This window comes from Vibrio sp. 3-2(1) (assembly GCF_963887575.1).
Taxonomy (GTDB): domain Bacteria; phylum Pseudomonadota; class Gammaproteobacteria; order Enterobacterales; family Vibrionaceae; genus Vibrio; species Vibrio anguillarum.
Genome location: NZ_CAWPGB010000044.1, coordinates 139,407 through 159,135, shown reverse-complemented (window position 1 = coordinate 159,135; position 19,729 = coordinate 139,407). Strand labels below are relative to the sequence as shown.

General features: G+C 46.7%; 18 protein-coding genes. 12 read left to right on the top strand and 6 right to left on the bottom strand.

The window, feature by feature from the left end:
- The first annotated feature begins 31 nt into the window (after positions 1-31).
- From hemB to AACQ79_RS13755, 8 genes are all read left to right on the top strand, one after another.
- Positions 32-1,057 (top strand): porphobilinogen synthase, encoded by a 1,026-nt coding sequence (gene hemB, locus AACQ79_RS13790; RefSeq protein WP_170899244.1) that lies wholly within the window; start codon positions 32-34, stop codon positions 1,055-1,057.
- Between the two features lie 3 nt (positions 1,058-1,060).
- Positions 1,061-1,945 carry an EamA family transporter gene (locus tag AACQ79_RS13785; RefSeq protein WP_170899243.1) on the top strand — a complete coding sequence of 295 codons (885 nt, stop codon included), beginning with the start codon at positions 1,061-1,063 and terminating at the stop codon, positions 1,943-1,945.
- Between the two features lie 4 nt (positions 1,946-1,949).
- Entirely contained in the window at positions 1,950-2,702 is a 753-nt protein-coding gene (locus tag AACQ79_RS13780; RefSeq protein ID WP_339366744.1) for an ester cyclase, read from the top strand.
- A 735-nt stretch (positions 2,703-3,437) separates the two neighbouring features.
- Complete coding sequence (nirB, locus tag AACQ79_RS13775) at positions 3,438-6,026, top strand: nitrite reductase large subunit NirB (RefSeq protein ID WP_170899241.1); 2,589 nt, start codon at positions 3,438-3,440, stop codon at positions 6,024-6,026.
- A 2-nt stretch (positions 6,027-6,028) separates the two neighbouring features.
- Positions 6,029-6,364, top strand: a complete 336-nt coding sequence (gene nirD / locus AACQ79_RS13770; RefSeq protein ID WP_170899240.1) for a nitrite reductase small subunit NirD — start codon at positions 6,029-6,031, stop codon at positions 6,362-6,364.
- Positions 6,365-6,506: 142 nt separating this feature from the next.
- A complete protein-coding gene (locus AACQ79_RS13765; protein ID WP_170899239.1) occupies positions 6,507-7,319 on the top strand; it encodes a formate/nitrite transporter family protein in 813 nt (270 codons plus the stop codon).
- Positions 7,320-7,387: 68 nt separating this feature from the next.
- The gene (gene cobA, locus AACQ79_RS13760; protein ID WP_170899238.1) at positions 7,388-8,143 is read left to right on the top strand and encodes a uroporphyrinogen-III C-methyltransferase; all 756 of its coding nucleotides are present in this window, start codon (positions 7,388-7,390) and stop codon (positions 8,141-8,143) included.
- Between the two features lie 63 nt (positions 8,144-8,206).
- On the top strand, positions 8,207-8,680 hold the full coding sequence (locus tag AACQ79_RS13755) for a LabA-like NYN domain-containing protein (RefSeq protein WP_010319683.1): 474 nt from the start codon (positions 8,207-8,209) through the stop codon (positions 8,678-8,680).
- On the opposite strand, the gene AACQ79_RS13750 is transcribed toward AACQ79_RS13755, so the two are convergent.
- Positions 8,669-8,869: a DUF2986 domain-containing protein gene (locus AACQ79_RS13750; RefSeq protein WP_064626251.1), complete on the bottom strand. Its 201-nt coding sequence runs from the start codon at positions 8,867-8,869 to the stop codon at positions 8,669-8,671. The two genes, AACQ79_RS13755 and AACQ79_RS13750, sit on opposite strands and share 12 nt — an antisense overlap.
- 97 nt (positions 8,870-8,966) lie before the next feature.
- On the opposite strand from AACQ79_RS13750, the gene AACQ79_RS13745 reads away from it, so the two are divergent.
- Positions 8,967-9,371, top strand: a complete 405-nt coding sequence (locus tag AACQ79_RS13745) for a nitrous oxide-stimulated promoter family protein (RefSeq protein ID WP_202599014.1) — start codon at positions 8,967-8,969, stop codon at positions 9,369-9,371.
- Positions 9,372-9,387: 16 nt separating this feature from the next.
- Here AACQ79_RS13745 and AACQ79_RS13740 read toward each other — a convergent pair whose 3' ends face one another.
- Positions 9,388-10,548 carry an MFS transporter gene (locus AACQ79_RS13740; protein ID WP_017047243.1) on the bottom strand — a complete coding sequence of 387 codons (1,161 nt, stop codon included), beginning with the start codon at positions 10,546-10,548 and terminating at the stop codon, positions 9,388-9,390.
- A 193-nt stretch (positions 10,549-10,741) separates the two neighbouring features.
- Positions 10,742-11,176: a thioredoxin TrxC gene (gene trxC / locus AACQ79_RS13735; protein ID WP_094150157.1), complete on the bottom strand. Its 435-nt coding sequence runs from the start codon at positions 11,174-11,176 to the stop codon at positions 10,742-10,744.
- A 189-nt stretch (positions 11,177-11,365) separates the two neighbouring features.
- Between trxC and AACQ79_RS13730 the strand changes: the two genes are divergently transcribed.
- The gene (locus tag AACQ79_RS13730) at positions 11,366-12,457 is read left to right on the top strand and encodes a ketoacyl-ACP synthase III (RefSeq protein WP_170899237.1); all 1,092 of its coding nucleotides are present in this window, start codon (positions 11,366-11,368) and stop codon (positions 12,455-12,457) included.
- 89 nt (positions 12,458-12,546) lie between these two features.
- Here the strand turns inward: AACQ79_RS13730 and glpC are convergent, their stop codons facing one another.
- Genes glpC through glpA form a run of 3 tightly spaced genes read right to left on the bottom strand, consistent with a single transcriptional unit; the run spans position 12,547 to position 16,729 of the window.
- Positions 12,547-13,773, bottom strand: coding sequence for an anaerobic glycerol-3-phosphate dehydrogenase subunit GlpC (gene glpC, locus AACQ79_RS13725; protein ID WP_013867920.1), 1,227 nt, complete (start codon positions 13,771-13,773; stop codon positions 12,547-12,549).
- Positions 13,770-15,083, bottom strand: a complete 1,314-nt coding sequence (glpB, locus tag AACQ79_RS13720; RefSeq protein ID WP_170899236.1) for a glycerol-3-phosphate dehydrogenase subunit GlpB — start codon at positions 15,081-15,083, stop codon at positions 13,770-13,772. Before glpB ends, glpC begins: the two co-directional genes overlap by 4 nt.
- A complete protein-coding gene (gene glpA / locus AACQ79_RS13715; protein ID WP_088733428.1) occupies positions 15,080-16,729 on the bottom strand; it encodes an anaerobic glycerol-3-phosphate dehydrogenase subunit A in 1,650 nt (549 codons plus the stop codon). Before glpA ends, glpB begins: the two co-directional genes overlap by 4 nt.
- Positions 16,730-17,258: 529 nt before the next feature.
- Here glpA and AACQ79_RS13710 point away from each other — a divergent pair.
- Both AACQ79_RS13710 and glpK read left to right on the top strand, forming a co-directional pair.
- Positions 17,259-18,113 (top strand): MIP/aquaporin family protein, encoded by an 855-nt coding sequence (locus AACQ79_RS13710; protein WP_010319894.1) that lies wholly within the window; start codon positions 17,259-17,261, stop codon positions 18,111-18,113.
- A gap of 52 nt (positions 18,114-18,165) precedes the next feature.
- A complete protein-coding gene (glpK, locus tag AACQ79_RS13705) occupies positions 18,166-19,686 on the top strand; it encodes a glycerol kinase GlpK (protein ID WP_026029114.1) in 1,521 nt (506 codons plus the stop codon).
- Positions 19,687-19,729: the final 43 nt, after the last annotated feature.

Here is a 19,729-nt window from a genome sequence, read left to right as displayed (position 1 = left end):
TTTAGACAACCCACTCTCAGGAGTACCACCCATGGAATTCCAATCCAACCACACCACCCAATCGGGTATCACCAAACGCCTGCGCCGTTTGCGGACTACCCCCATGATCAGAGCGCTCGTTCGGGAACATGAGGTTCAATTAAGCGATTTGATTTATCCGATATTTGTCGAAGAAACCATCACCAGTCCGGTACCGATCACCGGGCTGCCGGGGTTGGCCCGGCTCCCTGAAACTCAACTCGTCGATGAAATCCATGCGCTGGACGCGCTTGGGATCCGCTATGTAATGCCCTTTGGTATCAGTCATCACAAAGACGACATCGGGAGTGACACCTGGTGTCGAGACGGTCTGCTGAGTCGTATGATCAGCACGATTAAATCAGCGTGTCCGCACATGATGGTGATCCCCGATATCTGCTTTTGCGAGTACACCACGCACGGTCATTGCGGTGTCATGACCGATCAGGACGTTGACAATGATCAGACGGTTGCTCACTTGGTGAAGCAGTGTGTCAATGCCGCGCAAGCAGGGGCGGACATGCTCGCCCCCTCTTCCATGATGGACGGCCAGGTAAGGGCGATCCGCCAGGGCTTGGATGAAGCGGGATTTGAGCATGTCGCGATACTGGCACACAGCGCGAAATTTGCGTCGGCGTTTTACGGGCCATTTCGACAGGCAGTAGAGTGCGAACTCAAGGGCGACAGACGCACATATCAGCTCGACTACGCCAATGCCAGACAAGCGCTCAGTGAAGCATTGTTGGATGAACAAGAGGGTGCGGACATTTTGATGGTCAAACCCGGAACCCCTTATCTGGATATTTTGACCCAATTACGCCGTCAAACTCTACTTCCACTGGCAGCCTATCAAGTCAGCGGGGAGTATGCGGTCATCAAATGCGCAGCGCAAATGGGCATCTTAAACGAACAGGAAGCGGTGTTAGAAACTCTGATCGGCTTTAAACGGGCGGGGGCAGATCTCATCGTCACCTACTTTGCTAAACAGTTCGCGATCTGGCACCAAGCGGCGTCAGACACGATGCCAACAAAGGGATAACGCATGGGCTTGAAAGATTACATCCTGTGCGTGTTCATCATGGCGATCTGGGGACTAAATTTTTCCGTCGTCAAACTGGGGTTAGATACACTGGATCCGATGTTGCTGACCGCTTTGAGGTTTACCCTAGCGGCCATTCCTGCGGTCTTTTTTGTTAAAAAACCCGATGTACATTGGGGATACCCGGCAGCTTATGGCCTGACGTTTTCGGTCGGGGTTTGGGGGCTGTCCACCTGGGCTATCGGGGCGGGTTTATCCCCCGGCATGGCGGCGTTGCTTATTCAAACGAACGTGGTATTCAGTTTGGGACTGGGTTGGCTGTTACTCAAAGAGTCGGTGAGTCCCCTTCGAGCGTTCGGAGCATTGATCGCATTGTGTGGTTTAGCCTTGAGCCTGACGGTGTCAGACGGTTCTGTGACGCTGACCGGAGTGGGGCTGATTTTGGTGGCGGCGCTTTGTTGGTCGATATCGGGAGGGCTGTTAAAGCAATCCAACACTGAACACGTGTTCGCGTTCAGTGTGTGGTCGATGCTCTTTGCGCCGATCCCGTTGTGTCTTCTATCCTACCTTCAGGTTGGGACCCAGGGTTTTATGGCTTTGATGGACAATATGACCTTACCCGGTGTGTTTTCCATTATATACCAGGCATATATGACCACGTTATTTGGCTACTGGATCTGGAACAAATTAGTGATGTCTTACCATTTGTCGCATGTGTCCCCGTTTACGTTGCTTGTACCTCTTTTTGCTCTGTTGGGTTCAAGCATAATGTTTCATGAAGTCATTTCTTCACAAAAAGTGGTAAGCTGCGCTCTGATCGCATTAGGTTTGTTGATTGGCAGTATGCCTGCCGCCAAGTTCACCGCGCTAGCACAGCGTCTCAGATAGGCTCATCCCACGAGTACAACAAAGGAAGGTTCGTATTTTTATTCATCGCCAACCGTGTGTTCAGACCGCACGTAATTTTATGAATCGAGTTTGGAATGACAAAGTGACGGAGGCCGTGACGAATGTGATGACCTCCCGCACCGTGATAGAAAGTCCTCTTCAGCTGTCGGTAGGCTCTGACTCCTTTTGCGAGACGATCAGAGTGTGGCAGCGCGCCTTTCCTACATTAGAGTACAAAGAAAGTCACGTGATTATCTGTAAGAACGACATTGTGATTGAATGGAGTGTGAAAGGAAAACATTTGGGAGAGTTCTTAGGTGTGGCAGCAACGGGGAAAGATCTGGTCTATCAGGGCAGCTCACAACTGACGTTTGTCAATAATAAAGTCAGCTATTATGTTTCGGTCGTAGATACCCAAAGTATACTCAGCCAACTGATGGGCCGTTATACCACTCGTACGGAACCTCTCAAGCCAAGAAGCGCTTCAGAAGAGCTGTATGCGGTCATCCCACAATTGCTCTCCCCTTTCTTAACCCTGCGTCAAGTCGAGTGCCTCTCACTATCGACACTGAATTTGTCGGTCAAAGAAGTGGCGGCGACGTTGAACATCAAAGACAGCTCCGTACAGACACACCTCAAGCGTGCCTTCGAACTGCTGAACGTCAGCAATAAAAAAATGTTCATGGCGTACATCTGTGAGAACAACACAATTGAACTCTTAATCAGAATGGGGCTCTACCTGAAGCAAAGCATCTAGCACACAACTCAAACCCCAAAAATTAGCAGTAAAGTGAAGGAGTTATACCAATCTGGAAAAATAACTGGTCAGGCCTGTCCGCGCTCTTGAGTCTGTTTTCGCCCTATTGGTGCGCTCCAAGAAAGCCCTTCCATGCAAGACACACGTTCGACTCGATGTCGTCATAATAGGCTCATTTAGATCATATTTATTCTCAGATTGGTATTAGACTGTTCTGAGACATAACCTTGGATGTGCTGAATCAGGATAACTTTTAGTAAGACAAATACACGCTATTTAAGTAAATAGTAGTATTTATTCTAACCAACTTAGGGGCAAAAACATTCCAACAACCTATATCGCTCATCATAAATAGCATACCCAATACTCACGAAATTAATTCTCTCCCCCTAAAAGGGGGGAGGAACAACGCCGTCATAAGCTTCTACTCTAAAGCATAATGAGCGTGTTTAAGTTGTTTATATAACTTCTGCCAAGTGTTTTGACAGAGGAAAACTGACAAGTTTTGTTGTAAATGATCAGGTTTGATTGGAAGTGATCATACTATATAAATTATCTTCCTATACCTGTCGGCCCCTAGTATTCACGGTAAGGTGTTTATTTTTCTCTGATACTCCTCTTTATGGCTACCTCTTTAGGGTAGTTTGAGTTTGTAATTGATTTACATCAGTAATTCATTTTCTTTCATAATTAAAAATCTCGCTCAATGAAACGTTACCATAATTAGGAACCCATATGAGCAGGATGAAGCTGGTTGTCATCGGTAATGGCATGGTTGGCCATCGCTATATCGAAGATTTGGTCGAAAAAATGGAGGCATCGGCTGTTGATGTCACGGTTTTTTGTGAGGAACCGCGTGTTGCCTACGATCGCGTCCATCTTTCTTCCTACTTTTCACACCATACCGCTGAAGAGCTTTCGCTTGTTAAACCGGGTTTCTATCAAAAGCATGCGATTAATGTCTTGATGGGCGAGCGGGCGGTTAACATTAATCGCGAAAAGCGCGTGGTCTATTCAAATACTGGCCGTGAAGTGAGCTATGACAAATTAGTCTTGGCGACGGGCTCTTATCCCTTTGTACCGCCGATCAAAGGCAATGAAAGTAAAGACTGCTTTGTCTACCGCACCATTGAAGATCTAAAGGCCATCGAAACGTGCGCGAAAAAGAGCAAAAGTGGCGTAGTGATAGGCGGTGGTTTACTTGGCCTTGAAGCGGCTGGCGCGCTGAAAGCGTTGGGCGTACAAACCCATGTGATTGAGTTTGCTCCGGTATTAATGGCTGAGCAACTTGACTTGCAAGGCGGTTTACAACTGCGTAATAAAATTGAGCGGATGGGGGTGCAAGTTCACACTAGCAAAAATACGTTAGAGATCGTTGCTCAAGGCGAGACCGCTCGTAATACCATGAAGTTTGCCGACGGTTCGGATTTGGAAGTTGACTTCATCGTATTTTCCGCAGGGATACGTCCTCAGGACAAATTAGCTCGTGAAATGGGCCTAGACATCGCGCCGCGTGGTGGGGTTGCCATTAACGATCACTGCCAAACATCCGATCCTGATATTTATGCGATTGGCGAATGTGCTTCTTGGAATCAAACTTTCTTCGGTCTGGTCGCTCCTGGTTACAAAATGGCAACGGTTGCGGTTGATCATCTTGTGGGCAATGAGAGCCAATTTAGTGGTGCAGACATGAGCGCCAAGCTCAAACTGCTGGGTGTGAAGGTGGGATCGATTGGCGATGCCAATGGGCGAACTCCGGGTTGTAAAAGCTACGTCTATCAAAATGAAGAAGATGAAGTTTATAAGCGCATTATCGTTTCTGAAGATGGTAAAAAACTGCTTGGTGCAGTTTTAGTCGGCGACACGTCAGATTACGGCGATTTACTGCAACTCAAACTCAATGATATTGAGCTGCCCAAACACCCAGACACCTTGATTCTACCCGCGCATGCTGGCGCTGAAAAACCCGCATTAGGCGCGGATGCTCTACCTGATACTGCGGTGATCTGCTCTTGTTTTGATGTGACTAAAGCGAAAATTGCCCAAGCCGTGGCCGATGGTCATCATACGCTCGGCGCGATTAAAGCCGTGACAGGGGCAGGAACCGGTTGTGGTGGTTGCGTGCCTTTAGTGACGTCGGTTCTGAATGCTGAACTGGCTAAATCGGGTGTGGAAGTCAAAAACGACATTTGTGAACACTTTGCGTATTCACGCCAAGAGCTGTTCCATTTGATCCGCATTAACGGTATCAAACGTTTTGATGAGATGTTGGCAAAACATGGACGCGGTTATGGGTGCGAAGTCTGCAAGCCAACAATTGGTTCGATTCTGGCCTCGTGTTGGGGGGAGCATGTGCTCTCGCCATCGTTGGTCAGTTTGCAAGACACCAATGATAACTTCTTGGGCAACATGCAAAAAGACGGTACTTATTCGGTGATCCCACGCATGGCGGGTGGTGAAGTCACACCACAATCGCTTGCGGTGCTGGCGAATGTCGCTCAAGAATACAAACTTTACACCAAAGTGACGGGCGCGCAGCGCATTGGTCTGTTTGGTGCTCAAAAAGACGATTTACCTGAGATTTGGCGCAAACTGATTGATGCTGGATACGAGACAGGTCAAGCCTATGCCAAAGCTCTGCGCATGGCAAAAACGTGTGTCGGTAGTACGTGGTGTCGTTTTGGTGTGCAAGACAGCGTCGGTTTGGGTGTGCTGATTGAAAACCGCTACAAAGGTATCCGTACACCACACAAGATGAAGTTTGGTGTCTCAGGTTGCACCCGCGAATGTGCCGAAGCGCAAGGGAAAGATTTAGGCCTGATCGCGACCGATGCGGGTTGGAATATGTATGTCTGCGGTAATGGTGGTATGAAGCCTCGACATGCGGATCTGCTGGCCTCTGATTTAGATGAAGCAACACTACTGAAATACATCGACCGTTTCATGATGTTCTACATTCGCACAGCCGATAAATTACAACGCACCTCAGTTTGGCTAGACAACCTAGAAGGTGGCGTTGATTACCTGCGTGAAGTGATTGTGGACGATAAGTTGGGCATTAACGATCAACTCGAAGCAGATGTGGCGAAGCTTATTGCTGATTATCGCTGTGAATGGACAGAAACGCTTAATCATCCTGAGCAATTAACTCGTTTTACTCACTTCATTAATTCTGATTTACGCGATGAGAACGTCGTGTTCGTCAGCGCTCGTGAGCAGCACCGTCCTGCGACTTATAGCGAAAAACACCCAGCAGCGAAAGGCGATATATTCCACATTGCGCTTGCTGATTCGGCAATCTCTACCCCTGTTTTGGAGAAATAACCATGGCCAATAACACAGTATTTCAAGCCATCTGTGACATTAATGACATTGTTCCCGGAACGGGTGTGTGTGCACTGGTGAATGGTGAGCAAGTGGCTCTCTTCCGTCCGACTGAGGCGCAAGAAGTGATGGCGATAAGCAATATGGATCCCTTTGCTCGAGCCAATGTGTTGTCACGCGGTTTTATTTGCCAACATCAAGAGCAGTTCTGGGTAGCAAGCCCGCTTAAAAAGCAGCGTTTCAATCTCATAACAGGCCAATGTATGGAAGATGGACGCTTTAGCGTGAAAGCTTATGCCGCGCGAGTCACCGACGGTGTGGTCGAAGTCGCGGCTTAACAGCCGCTTTTGAGACGATGAGATTCAATAGCAAAAAGGTTCCTTGTTCATCGAGTTCTCTTGGTGATGCATTGATGGTTGGGAGCCTTTATCTATTCAATTTCCCTTTTTAATTTTAACTTTGGTGACAATAAGGACCATTATGTCTTATGTAAAACCTGCCGATTTTGTGCAAACAATGATTGACGCTGGCGAAAGCAAAATCTTCATGTCAACGCGCGATACCCTGATTCGCGGCATTATGGCGGGGGCGATTCTTGCTATCGCTGTCGCTGTGGCCATTACTGCGGCTGTGCAAACCGGAGTGCCTATTGTTGGTGCTCTGGTCTTCCCTGTGGGGTTTTGTATTTTGAACCTAATGGGTTTTGATTTATTAACGGGTGTTTTTGCTTTAGCACCTTTAGCTTTGTTTGAAAAACGCGCCGGAGTAACCAAAGCGGGCGTTCTACGGAATTGGGGCTTGGTTGGGCTGGGTAACTTAATCGGTGCCGTTGCCGTCGCCTTTTTAGTGGCGCTAACCTTCACCATGAATTTCAGTATCGAGCCGAGCGCGGTTGGGCAAGCGTTTATCAAAGCGTCTACTGCTCGCACTCTTGGCTTTGCCGAACACGGTATTAATGGCTGGATCACCGTGTTTGTGAAAGGCATCTTGTGTAACTGGATGGTGTGTCTAGGTGTTGTCGGTGCTATGACATCAACTACTGTGAGCGGCAAAGTGGTTGCAATGTGGTTACCTATTTTTATCTTCTTCGGTTTGGTTTTTGAACACGCCGTAGTGAACATGTATCTGTTCCCACTTGGCATGATGTTGGGCGCTAAATTCACCATCGTCGATTGGTTAGTATGGAACCAAATTCCGGCCACATTGGGTAACTTAGTGGGCGGCTTGTTATTTACCGGGTTAAGCCTTTACATGACTCACGGTAAAACCTTGCCACAACGTCACCTTGGCTAACCATTGTTAAGTGAGGTTTAACCTCGCTTAATGACGATATCCTTTTGTCGATAAGGTAGAGAATAATCATGGTAAGCAGTGTAACGAGTCGCGGTTTTGTCTCTTTAGTAGGGGCTGGGCCGGGCGATCCCGATCTACTGACGGTTAAGGGGCTACGTGTGATCAGCCAAGCGCAAGTGGTGGTGTATGATCGTTTAGTTTCGCAAGCGATTTTAGATCTGGCGCCAAGCTGCGCGGAGATGATCTACGTTGGCAAACAGTTGGATTTTCATTGTGTGCCGCAAGATCAGATCAACCAAATTCTGGTCGATAAAGCCAAACAAGGTAAAAAAGTTGTCCGTTTGAAAGGCGGTGATTCCTTTATTTTTGGCCGAGGTGGTGAAGAGCTCGAAACGCTGGCTGAACATCATATCGCTTATGAAGTGGTTCCGGGGATCACGGCAGCAGCAGGCTGCACGGCTTACGCGGGGATTCCGCTGACGCACCGTGATCACGCGCAAAGTGTGCAGTTCATTACGGGTCACTTACAAAAAGAAGGTAAAGCGATCAATTGGCGATGTTTAGCGCAAGACAACCAAACTTTGGTTTTTTATATGGGGTTAAAGCAGTGCCCGAACATCACACGAAACTTGTTGGATGCTGGCCTGAACGCAGAAACGCCTTGCGCGATTATCGAACGCGGCACTACAGATAAACAGAGAGTATTGACGGGCTCGCTTGACGATTTACCCCTTTTAGCGCAACAAGCACAAAGCCCAGCCTTGATTGTGGTCGGCAGTGTGACTCGCTTGCACGACAAATTGAAGTGGTTTGGCGTATACTAGGCGCAATTTGCAAAGCAGCGGCGAACAGGCCGCTGTTTTTGTTTCTATTTGAGAAGAGAGCTCATGGAAAAAGTTGCCATTCTTGTCGACGTTCAAAACGTCTATTACACCTGTAAAGAGAAGTACCGCCAGCATTTTGATTACAACCAATTTTGGTATGTAGCCACTCAAGGGCGAGAGGTGATTAAAGCCAATGCCTATGCGATTGCTAGCCAAGATCCTAAGCAGCGCCAGTTCCACCATATTTTGCGCGGTATTGGTTTTGAGGTTCAGCTTAAGCCCTTCATTCAGCGTCGTGATGGCAGTGCAAAAGGGGATTGGGATGTCGGTATTACTCTCGATGCGATTGAGCTGGCAGAGCAAGCGGATGTGATTGTTCTGGTATCAGGAGATGGTGATTTCGAGCTATTGGTCGAACGGATTAAACAGCGTTTTAACAAAAAAGTAGAAGTGTACGGAGTGCCAAGGCTGACGGCTCAAAGCCTTATTGATGTCGCCAGCCAGTTTGTTCCAATCGAGCAAGACTTACTGTTGTAGCTCACCTTCAGCAGGCACAATCTCACTATGTTGAGTATCTACCGTGCCGGTTGAAGCGGCTTGCTCTGCGTCTAATTTTTCACGTTCAGCTTTTGAAATATAACGAGGTTTGTTGCTGCCGTGCAGCTTGGCATGCTTCTTTTTAAGATGCTTTTGCAGTGTTTGGTTAATTTTCTTTTTGCGGTTCATAGTCGTCTGCTCTTTGACACAAAGTCTTGGGTACATGAGGAACAAGGTGGCGCAGGATACTTGTTTTTATCTGCGATCTCAATGGGAGTTATTGGCAATGGAAAAAATGCATAGCGATCTTTTAACGGGAGAGCTGCTCAGTGAGTTTCGCACCGTAGAGGCGATGGTGAATATTTATTGTCAGCGCCATCATCGTTGTCAATCTGGACTCTGTACGTGTTGCAAAACCTTGTTGGAATATGCGCAAGTACGTTTAGATCGCTGTCCTTATGGCCAACATAAACCCACCTGTAACCGTTGCCCAATTCATTGCTATAAGCCTGAGCCGAAAGAACAAATGAGATTGGTGATGCGTTACGCAGGGCCAAGAATGTTGCTCTCTCACCCTATATTGGCGATCCGCCATCTACTGCATGAAAAACGTGCACTACCAGAAAAACCAAAGGCGCATGCATCAAATCGCCATCAACGATTGAACCGTGCGCCTTGCGATAAAATATGATCCGCTTTGCTGCGACTTATTTCCCCGCCACCCATTGGCGTTTGGTTTTGAGGCTTGAAGCCAACATATAAATACAAGTCGCCAGTAAAGCAATAAAGAGATAGCCCATTAAGCCTTGCGATCTTTGCATAAACCAATCAGCGATCACGGGGCCAACCACAGAGCCGATACTGTAGCTAAACAGCATAACTTGTGTCGCTGAGACAATGTAATTGGCATCGAGCTTATCACAACCTAAGTTGATGGCGATTGGGTAAAGGGCAAACGTCGCCATGCCTAAAAAAAACAAGCTGGCAGCTAATATCATCATCGTTGAATCGAACAAGGTTATGGTAATCGCCGCAGAGCCAATCAAGCAAAACAGCGCCATTAATAGTGTTCGGCCCAAAAACTTTGATAGCCAAGGCACCATAGGTTGCACCGCCATGCCACCCAAAACTACAAGCGCCATTAAGCTGCCAATATCGGTATGGCTGATACCACGTTGTTCTAATTCAACAGGCATTAGACCGTAGATAGCCCCCAAAGTGAGCCCTGAAACTCCGCAACCGAGCAAGGCGGCATGGTTTAGTTTGAGTACCTGTTTCAGTGATAGGCTGACGGCATGCTGAGTTGACGGTTGGTCAGATTCGCCATAAATCAGCACCACACTGGCGATTAATAGCAAGGTAATGATGGCAATGAAAGGCACGCCGCCTGATACGCCTAAATAACCAATCCCTAATTGGCCCAATGCCGTACCGCCGTAAAGCGCCGCCATATAGATACCAAGGCGTTTTGCTCGGCCTTTTTCATCACCATGCAATAGCCAAGACTCGACGACTACAAAGACACCAGCCACCGCAATACCAGCAACAAAACGTGCCACTAACCAAGCACTGGCATAGTGCAGAGCAGGTAAGGCAAAAATGGTTAACATGAGTAGCGCTAAGCACCATACAAAAGCGTTTCGGTGGCCAACGCGGTTGACAACAGGTTCAACGACTAATGCGCCGATCAATAAGCCAGCGTAAAAGGCACTGGCAAGCCAGCTTGCCAATGAACTCTCAAGCCCGTAGTGCGGCAACATCAATGGGATCAGGCTCATTAAATAGCCTGAGGCAATCGCATAAAGCGATAGCGCAATGACCGGAACGGAAATGCGAGGTGAAGACGCGTTCACAGTAATGTTGTCCATTGACTTTGCCTCAAAACCAGAATTGATGGGATATTTTGCGGCGAATATGGAGCTGATATTGAGAAAGGTAAAACGAAAAATTATGTTCTTAACGATTAATTTTATTAATCGAAAATAAAGCAAGAGAAATGAGCAGTAAAGTTGGCATAAATCGATAAAAAATGCCAACTTTATTATTGGTTATAATGATGGATTATTTCAATATGGCTTGGTTTAACCATTGATTAAATTGACTTTTTGGTAAAGCGCCATTGATCATATCGACTCGTTGACCATTTTTAAACACCATAATGGTTGGAATGCTGCGAATTTGAAATTTTGTGGCGAGGCTTTGTTCACTTTCAGTATCAATTTTTATAAAGCGAATGTTTCCTTTTCGTTCCGTCGCAGCATCACTGAATACCGGAGCAAAACCCACACACGGATTACACCAAGGTGCCCAGAAATCGACGACAACGGGTTGGCGACTATTAAGTAGTGCTTCGAAATTGGCTTCCGTTCCTTCAATGGGCGCTCCATCAAATAGGGGAGCTTGGCATTTACCGCAATTTGGGCTTTCTGTCACTCGTTCTATCGGAACTCGGTTCATTGCGTGACACGAAGGGCAACGAGTATTGAATGTTGACATGGTTTCCTCTCTTTATTTTTGTGTTTTGCTCCAGTCGCATTTAACGCACTAGACTTAACGTCGGAGCAAAAGCGCGTATACTGACTGACATCAAAAGGACCTTTTGAGTCTCATTTCTCTTTCATACGATGAGTTTTTAATTTTAGGTCTTTGGATTGCATTAGAAAATACAACAAAAACAGGTTAACAATGACAAAATTCTATGCCGAAATTACAGGTTGGGGTAAATGCCTACCACCTGCAACGCTCTCAAACCATGATCTTAGCACCTTTATTGAAACTTCCGATGAGTGGATTAAAACTCGCACCGGGATTGAACAGCGCCGCATTAGCCATGTGAATACCTCGGATTTAGCTACGGTGGCTGCCCAACACGCCATCGCTTGTGCTGGGATTGATGCAACTGAGATTGATCTCATCATCATCGCAACCTGTTCGCCTGATTCTCTTATCCCAAATATTGCCTCGAAAGTGCAGCAGAATCTTGGGATTAAAAATGCAGCCGCTTTTGACTTAAATGCAGCCTGTACCGGTTTTGTTTATGGATTAGAAACTGCGACGCGTTTAATGCAAGCAAGTCATTACCGCCATGCGTTAGTGGTGGGTGCTGAGCGTCTCTCTTTTTACATTGATTGGACCAAACGTGATACTGCCGTGTTGTTTGGTGACGGTGCTGGCGCTGTTGTTTTGAGTAAAACCGATAAAGTAGTGGGTTTGCAAGATGCACAAATCGGTTGTGATGCAGAAGGGCGTGATATTTTGGCGGTGCCTAAATTTGGCTCATCGATGGATCGTTTTGCCGCTGACAATGGGTATTGGGATTTTGATTTTGTTGGGAAAGAGATTTTTAAACGTGCGGTTCGAGGCATGGGCGCAGCGGCGCAAACTGTGCTGGCGCGTTCCGGTCTTTCAACCGAGCAAGTTGATGTGGTGATCCCGCATCAAGCGAATATTCGTATCATTCAAACCTTGTGTGACTTATCAGGTATTAGCCAAGATAAAGCATTCGTTAACATTCAACACTATGGTAATACGTCTGCCGCGACCGTACCTATTGCATTGTGTGAAGCGGTTGAACAAGGGAAAATCAAACCGAATGATAACCTGCTGGTGGCCGCTTTCGGGGCGGGCTTAACTTGGGGGGCTGGGCACATCAAATGGGGCGATCGTGTTACCGCGATTAGCCGTAGCCAAGCGCAGTTACCAGAGTGTCAGTCCAGTGCGTTAGAATTATTGGCCAATGCAATTGAGCACTGCCAGCAGCGCCCGCTATCTAAATAACGTTTAGAAAACGAATGTTCACACAGTACAAGCAGTATGAGAACAGGCCACAATGTGGCCTGTTTTACTCTCAATGCTAGGTGTGTAAACTAGGCAATCGCCATGGCGAGCAGGCTAATTGGATGAATGGTTTCTAACGCGGTATTTTCTTCAATTTGCCATTTACAGGTTTCACAATCGGTAATCGCATAGTCAGCTTGCGATGTTTTGATTGCATCAAACAGGTGCGCGCCAATTTTCATTGAAACGTCATAGTTCTCTTCTTTAAAACCGTAGGTTCCCGCTAAGCCGCAGCATTCGCTGTCTAAGACCACTAACTCCAATCCTGGGATCATTTTTAATAATTCAATGGTAAAAATGACATTACCGCTGCGTTCAAGGTGGCAAGGGGTGTGGTAAACCACTTTCAAGTTAACGGGTTTCATTTTAGGCGCATTACCGCTCATGAACTCTTTGAGTAGAAAGCGCGTGACGTACTCGATTTGTTTGACCACCTTACTATTATCAACCCCTAAAACATGAGGATATTCTTGTTGCAAGGTAAACGAACACGTTGATGAAGTGGAGAGGAGCGTCGTTTGACGATCAACTACCGCGGCTTCGATATTTTTCACATTCAATAGCGCATTTTTACGTGCTTTATCGTGAAAACCATTGGCAATCAGCGGTACACCACAGCATTTCTCGTTATCCAGTAACCGTACGCCGATATTCATCGCATTCATCACAGAGACAAAATCTTTACCCAACTGCGGGTGGTTATAGTTAACGTAGCAGCCGTGGAAATAGGTCACTTGCCGGTTATACAGGGGTTGGCGTGTGCAGTTCTGCTTAAACCAACGACGAAACGTGCCGTGTGAGTATTTGGGAAGTGATTTATGATCGTGCACACCAATGGTCTTGTGCATCAGTTTTTTTACCATCGGCATAGCCGTAGCAGCGTTCACTATCGGTGCAAATGGTGTGGCGATCGTGCCAAAAAGATCGGTATGGCTCAGCACGTAATCACGCACCAGCTTTGGACTCAGCGTTTTTTTACCATGTTTGCCACGTGCCACAGCAATGATATCGCCAATTTTCACTCCGGAAGGACAGGCGGTTTCACACCGTTTGCAGTTGGTGCAGAGCTTGAGTAGGTCGTCATAATACTCTGCGCTTTTAATCCTCAAGCGTTCGCCATCCGGTCCGCACTGTTTTGGCCCCGGATAGAGTGGGTTTGCTTTAGCAACCGGGCAATAAACGGTACAAACAGTGCATTTGATGCATTGATCAAAAGAGGTATTTTTGGGTGCGGCTTCAACAAAAGAGGTGCTCATGCTAATACCTCCTGAATGACGGGTCGAGATTGAGTTTGAGCCATAATTTGAGAGGTCGCGTGGTAAGCGCTGGCAATAGCAACGCCTCCACCGCTGCCTTCAAAGACAGGATCATAACCCGCGAGCATCGAACCACAGCAGTATAAATTGGTAATGATATTACCTTGATGAGTTGGGTTCAGTGACGTGTTGGTCAGCACACCAAAGGTCATGAAAGGGTGAGAGTTTGCTGAGAAAAAGGCATGGTTTCGCCATAGAGCGCGATCATGACAGCTCTCCGTCTCTAATTGGAACACGGGTTCGCTAATACCGTGATGAGAAGCCTGTAAACCTTGGCTGAAATAGCTCCCTGTAGCCATCACGAAATGGTCAGCTTGAATCGGCATATCATTGAGATTTTGAGTATGAATGGCGGTCAAACGGTTACCATCAAATTCACCACTGATGACTTTATCGCCTTTTAAATGGGTACCACCCATAGTTAAAAAAGCTCGGCTGAGTGTCTCTTCAATGCGGATGCCCATTAATGATGGCGGCATGGTCGGGACTTCATGCAACTGCAAGTTGGTTTCCAATTTAAGTTTGTTCAGTAAGGTTAACCCATCACCATTGCCCATGATGGCAGGTAGGATCACTAGATCTTGCACAGTGGCATGACGGATCAGTTGATCACAAAAACTGCGCCATGCATGTGGTTGTTTGAGCAAACGAGCAATATCGATGGATCGCAGTTCGTTGGGATTATGGCGAAGTGCTTCGAAACCCGGAATCGTGATATTGATGATCTCACTTGGGATAGCCGAAAATGCAGGTAGAGCGCGTAAGTTATCTTGCAGCATGTGTGGTTGAAAATCTCGGTAACCATCGATGGCGAGCAGCACAATACGCTTGAAATCAGCATTTGCTTTATGTTGATAAACATAAGGTTGTGATAACCAAGTGGCTTTCAATGTCCCCATCGGAGTAATGCGATAGTGGTTACTGTTGTCCGCTTGGTGTGTCAGCGGCATGCCGCGCTGCTGCAGCGTTTTTTGAAACCACATTAACCCTTGCGAAATAGTGTCAGCGCCAATTTTACTGTAAGGGTGATTCGGGGCTTGTTGACGTAATGCTTCAATGGCGAGCAAAGGGGATTCAACCGCTTCGCCGCTAGGCAGTTTACCCAGAACATCGATGGAACCGGATGAAAAATGCAGAGCACTTTGGCCTTGACTGATCAGTGCAGTTTTTAGACCCGCTTGTAAGCAGCGAAGACCTGCACTGTAACCTGCAATTCCACCACCGATAATTGTGACGTCGTATTTCATCATAACGTCTCCTCACTTTCATTTTGCTTGTGTTGCGTTGGAATGTCATTGGCTCCGAACAAGCCTTCGTAAATCCAGTAACTGAATTCAGCCTCGCGCAGTGCATCTCCCCAGAAAATCGGTTTAATGCCTTTCCAGCGCTCTTCTAAAAACTCAACCAACAGTTGGCTCGATTGGTTTCCCGAAACGTGACCATATTCTTGAAATAAGCTGGCGGCGCGATAGCTGCAAAGCTCTCCTTGGCACGGCCCCATACCTAAACGAGTGCGGCGACGTAAATCGACCAAGTTATTTACATCGAGTTGTTTAATTGCGTATTCAATTTCGCCCGCGGTCACCATTTCACATTCACAAATAACCGCTTGGCTCTTTGCATCATCAGATAAGAAATTTTGTGCGCGCTCACCATGGCGATAAATAGCCGATTCATAGACGGGCTTGGCAATGCTGGCGGTTTTTTTCACCTGTTTTGGGGTTTCGTTGGAGCCGGGTAGGGCGCGAGTATGAGTTTCGCAAGGGGTATTATTGCCCAGTTTTTTAGCGACTAAATCGGTCGCCCATTCTGCCATTAGGCGGTAAGTCATTAATTTACCGCCTGTAATAGTGGTGAGGCCTTTCAATCCATCGCGTTGTTCGTGGTCAAGTAATACGATGCCGCGACTGATGTTTCGGCCGCTGCCATCATCATTAATAGAGACCAATGGACGCACACCCGCATAAGCGCGTAATACACGAGTATTCGCCATGATGGGGGCCAGTTTCGCGCCTTCGGCCAGTAGTATATCGACCTCTTTTTCAGTCACGTGCAGGTTGTCAATTTGGTCATAGTCAATGTGTTCAGAGGTAGTACCGATCAGTGAAATGGTATCACCAGGGACAAGAATATCGGCATCAGAAGGCTTGCGACAGCGGTTGATCACAAGGTTGTTGATACGATAATCAAGGATCAACAATGAGCCTTTCGCGGGGAACATTTTGATGTTGAGATCGGCGTATTCACAGATGTTTTGTCCCCATATTCCAGCTGCGTTAATCACTTCTTTGGCGAAAATCTCATACTGTTGATGAGTGCTGAGCTGTAAACAGCGTACGCCTAATACTGTGTCACCTTGGCGGATCAGCGACGTCACAATGGTTTTGTTCATGATCCGCGCACCATGCTCTTTGGCGTCTAGCACATTGGAAGCGCATAAACGAAAAGGATCGAGTGTGCCATCGGGTACTTTGACCGCGCCAACAAGGTTTGGGTTAACGTGAGGCTCTAAACGCAGTGCTTCTTTGGCAGAAAGCGGCTCGGTTGTAATCCCAGCTTGAGCGCACGCGTCGATAAACGTGCTCTGAAAAGCAAGATCGTCTTCGGGCAGAGTAATGAACAGGCCGTCGGTTTTCTCTACACAATGTCTGGCGATATTTTTTAAAATTTGATTCTCTTGGATGCACTCTTTGGCCGATTCAGGATCGGTAACTGCGTAACGTGCCCCTGAGTGTAATAAACCGTGATTTCGCCCGGTGGTACCAGAAGCAATATCATCCTTTTCTAGCAAAATACACGCAATGCCGCGCAGTGCGCAGTCGCGCATGATCCCAGTACCGGTTGCTCCGCCACCAATGATAACAACATCGGTTTCAAATCGTGTGGTTGTGGTCATGGTGAAACCTTATTCGATGAAAAACTTATATTTAGTGTGGCATTTTCAATAGAAAATGTTCGATATGTTGCTCACAAAAGCGCGAATGAGCGAAATTGTGTTTCATTTTGGCGGTAATTTTATCTTTGTATGTTATTTCATATCAAAATGATGAACGGTTTAACAATTTAGGTTGTGTTAATTTAACAACTGGAGTGGATTTTAGAGAACAAATGCGCTTACGAGCTGATCCGATGACTTCATCATCATGCCTCTCTTAGCAGTATGAAATCATATCTCTATCCGTTATTGCACTTGATTATGTCGTTGTTTATAGAGACACCCTTAGTTTCCTATCATTTGTTAAGCTCTGCGTTAATGAGCAGAAGATCAAAATAATGAGTTAATTAACAAAAAACGATATTGCAAGTAACAAAATTGTGTTCGAACGCTCATAAATGCGGTTTTTTAATTTTCGTGGGAAGAAAAATGTGCAAAATTTGCCACACACAAACATTGTGTACACAAAAAATAAACAAGGACACTTACTATGACTCGAACAAAACAACATACTCTTCTCGGAGAGTGTATCGCGGAGTTTATCGGCACCGGATTGCTGATTTTTTTCGGTGTAGGCTGTGTTGCTGCCTTAGTTCTTACTGGCGCACAATTTGGTCAGTGGGAAATCAGCATCATGTGGGGCTTAGGTGTGGCAATTGCCATCTATTGTACTGCGGGTGTTTCTGGAGCTCACATTAATCCGGCGGTGACCATTGCACTGGCCGCCTTCCACGGCTTCAACAAAGCAAAAGTACTTCCCTATATTGCGGCGCAAATGCTCGGTGCATTCTGCTCTGCTGCTCTGGTTTACGGCTTGTACAGCAACCTTTTTACTGATTATGAAATCGCACACAATTTTGTACGTAGCAGCCAAGAAGCGTTAGCCACAGCGGGTATTTTTTCTACCTACCCTAATGCTTCATTATCATTTGTTGGTGCATTGGCGGTCGAATTTGTCATCACAGCAGTATTAATGTTCGCTATTTTGGCACTAGGTGATGAAAATAACGGCGCACATCGCAATGCAATGAACCCATTGCTGATTGGTATTCTGATTGCGGTTATCGGTGGTTCACTTGGCCCATTGACTGGCTTTGCGATGAACCCTGCGCGTGATTTTGGCCCTAAATTGTTTGCCTACTTAGCTGGCTGGGACTACGCACTAACAGGTGCAAAAGATATCCCATACTTCATCGTACCTATCATTGCTCCTATTGCTGGTGCCTGTTTTGGGGCATGGGCTTACCCTAAATTTATTGGCGCGTACTTACCCACTGTCGGCGTAGGCTGCACCATTCCAAACCAGTGTGATGACGTAGAAGAAAGTGAGCAAGCTCACGTCTAAAATAACGACAACACTTCATAAAACGATTAACGTGAAAGATAAGGAAAAGACCATGACTGAGCAGAAATATATTGTTGCCCTTGACCAAGGAACAACAAGCTCACGTGCTGTAGTGTTAGATCATGATGCTAACATTGTCAGTGTTTCTCAGCGTGAATTTACCCAGATCTACCCTCAAGCTGGCTGGGTTGAACATGATCCACTGGAAATTTATGCGACGCAAAGTTCGACGCTAGTAGAAGCACTTGGCAAAGCTGGTATTCGCAGTGATGAAATTGCGGCGATTGGTATTACCAACCAACGTGAAACTACGGTGGTGTGGAACAAAGAAACGGGTAAACCAGTCTACAATGCGATTGTATGGCAATGTCGACGTACCGCATCCATTTGTGAAGAATTGAAAGCACGCCCAGGGCTAGAAGAGTACATTCGCGAGAATACAGGCCTAGTGCTTGACCCTTACTTCTCTGGCACCAAAATCAAATGGATTTTGGATAATGTCGAAGGGGCTCGTGAAGACGCCGAGGCTGGAAAACTGCTGTTTGGTACAATTGACTCGTGGCTCGTTTGGAACATGACACAAGGCCGTGTTCACGTTACGGATTATACCAATGCATCTCGCACTATGCTTTTCAATATCAACAACTTGCATTGGGATGAGAAAATCCTAAAAGAGTTTGATATTCCTTTGTCTATGATGCCTGAAGTGAAGAAATCTTCCGAAGTTTACGGCCAAACCAACATTGGTGGTAAAGGCGGGACACGTATTCCTATTGCTGGAATTGCGGGTGACCAGCAAGCTGCGCTTTATGGGCAGATGTGTGTTGAGGCGGGCCAAGCAAAAAATACTTACGGCACTGGCTGTTTCTTATTGATGAACACAGGTAAAGAGAAAGTCACCTCACATAATGGCTTGCTAACAACTCTAGCTTGTGGCCCTGCTGGTGAACCTCACTACGCGCTTGAAGGTGCAGTCTTTATGGGCGGTGCATCGATTCAATGGTTGCGTGATGAATTGAAACTGATTTCAGATGCGCATGACTCAGAATATTTCGCTACGAAAGTTGATACGGCCAACGGCGTTTATGTTGTGCCAGCGTTTACTGGTTTAGGCGCGCCGTATTGGGATGCTTATGCCCGTGGTACGATTGTTGGTTTAACGCGTGGCGTGAATTCGAACCATATTATTCGTGCGACCTTGGAAAGTGTTGCTTACCAAACACGTGATGTACTTGATGCAATGCAAGCTGATTCTGGCATCAAACTGTCAGCATTACGCGTAGACGGTGGCGCGGTAGCCAATAATTTCTTAATGCAATTCCAATCAGATGTGCTTGATACCGAAGTACACCGTCCTAAAGTGACGGAAGTGACCGCGCTAGGAGCAGCCTATTTAGCTGGTCTTGCGGTTGGCTTTTGGGGAAGCTTGGATGAGCTTGCTGATAAAGCCGTGATCGATAAAACATTCGTTCCTCATCAAGATGAAGAGAAGCGCGATCGTCGCTATAAAGGTTGGAAACGTGCGGTGAAATGTGCTCAAGCTTGGGCAACTATGCACGATGACGAAGAGTAATACTTAGCCTTATGGCCTCTATGTATCCCCCTGCTAGAGGCTT

What these genes read in the sequence shown, in the direction of transcription:
- hemB (WP_170899244.1), top strand. Translation starts at nt 32, where the DNA reads ATGGAATTCCAATCCAACCACACCACCCAATCGGGTATCACCAAACGC.
- AACQ79_RS13785 (WP_170899243.1), top strand. Translation starts at nt 1,061, where the DNA reads ATGGGCTTGAAAGATTACATCCTGTGCGTGTTCATCATGGCGATCTGG.
- nirB (WP_170899241.1), top strand. Translation starts at nt 3,438, where the DNA reads ATGAGCAGGATGAAGCTGGTTGTCATCGGTAATGGCATGGTTGGCCAT.
- nirD (WP_170899240.1), top strand. Translation starts at nt 6,029, where the DNA reads ATGGCCAATAACACAGTATTTCAAGCCATCTGTGACATTAATGACATT.
- AACQ79_RS13765 (WP_170899239.1), top strand. Translation starts at nt 6,507, where the DNA reads ATGTCTTATGTAAAACCTGCCGATTTTGTGCAAACAATGATTGACGCT.
- cobA (WP_170899238.1), top strand. Translation starts at nt 7,388, where the DNA reads ATGGTAAGCAGTGTAACGAGTCGCGGTTTTGTCTCTTTAGTAGGGGCT.
- AACQ79_RS13755 (WP_010319683.1), top strand. Translation starts at nt 8,207, where the DNA reads ATGGAAAAAGTTGCCATTCTTGTCGACGTTCAAAACGTCTATTACACC.
- AACQ79_RS13750 (WP_064626251.1), bottom strand. Translation starts at nt 8,869, where the DNA reads ATGAACCGCAAAAAGAAAATTAACCAAACACTGCAAAAGCATCTTAAA.
- AACQ79_RS13745 (WP_202599014.1), top strand. Translation starts at nt 8,967, where the DNA reads ATGGAAAAAATGCATAGCGATCTTTTAACGGGAGAGCTGCTCAGTGAG.
- AACQ79_RS13740 (WP_017047243.1), bottom strand. Translation starts at nt 10,548, where the DNA reads ATGGACAACATTACTGTGAACGCGTCTTCACCTCGCATTTCCGTTCCG.
- trxC (WP_094150157.1), bottom strand. Translation starts at nt 11,176, where the DNA reads ATGTCAACATTCAATACTCGTTGCCCTTCGTGTCACGCAATGAACCGA.
- AACQ79_RS13730 (WP_170899237.1), top strand. Translation starts at nt 11,366, where the DNA reads ATGACAAAATTCTATGCCGAAATTACAGGTTGGGGTAAATGCCTACCA.
- glpC (WP_013867920.1), bottom strand. Translation starts at nt 13,773, where the DNA reads ATGAGCACCTCTTTTGTTGAAGCCGCACCCAAAAATACCTCTTTTGAT.
- glpB (WP_170899236.1), bottom strand. Translation starts at nt 15,083, where the DNA reads ATGATGAAATACGACGTCACAATTATCGGTGGTGGAATTGCAGGTTAC.
- glpA (WP_088733428.1), bottom strand. Translation starts at nt 16,729, where the DNA reads ATGACCACAACCACACGATTTGAAACCGATGTTGTTATCATTGGTGGC.
- AACQ79_RS13710 (WP_010319894.1), top strand. Translation starts at nt 17,259, where the DNA reads ATGACTCGAACAAAACAACATACTCTTCTCGGAGAGTGTATCGCGGAG.
- glpK (WP_026029114.1), top strand. Translation starts at nt 18,166, where the DNA reads ATGACTGAGCAGAAATATATTGTTGCCCTTGACCAAGGAACAACAAGC.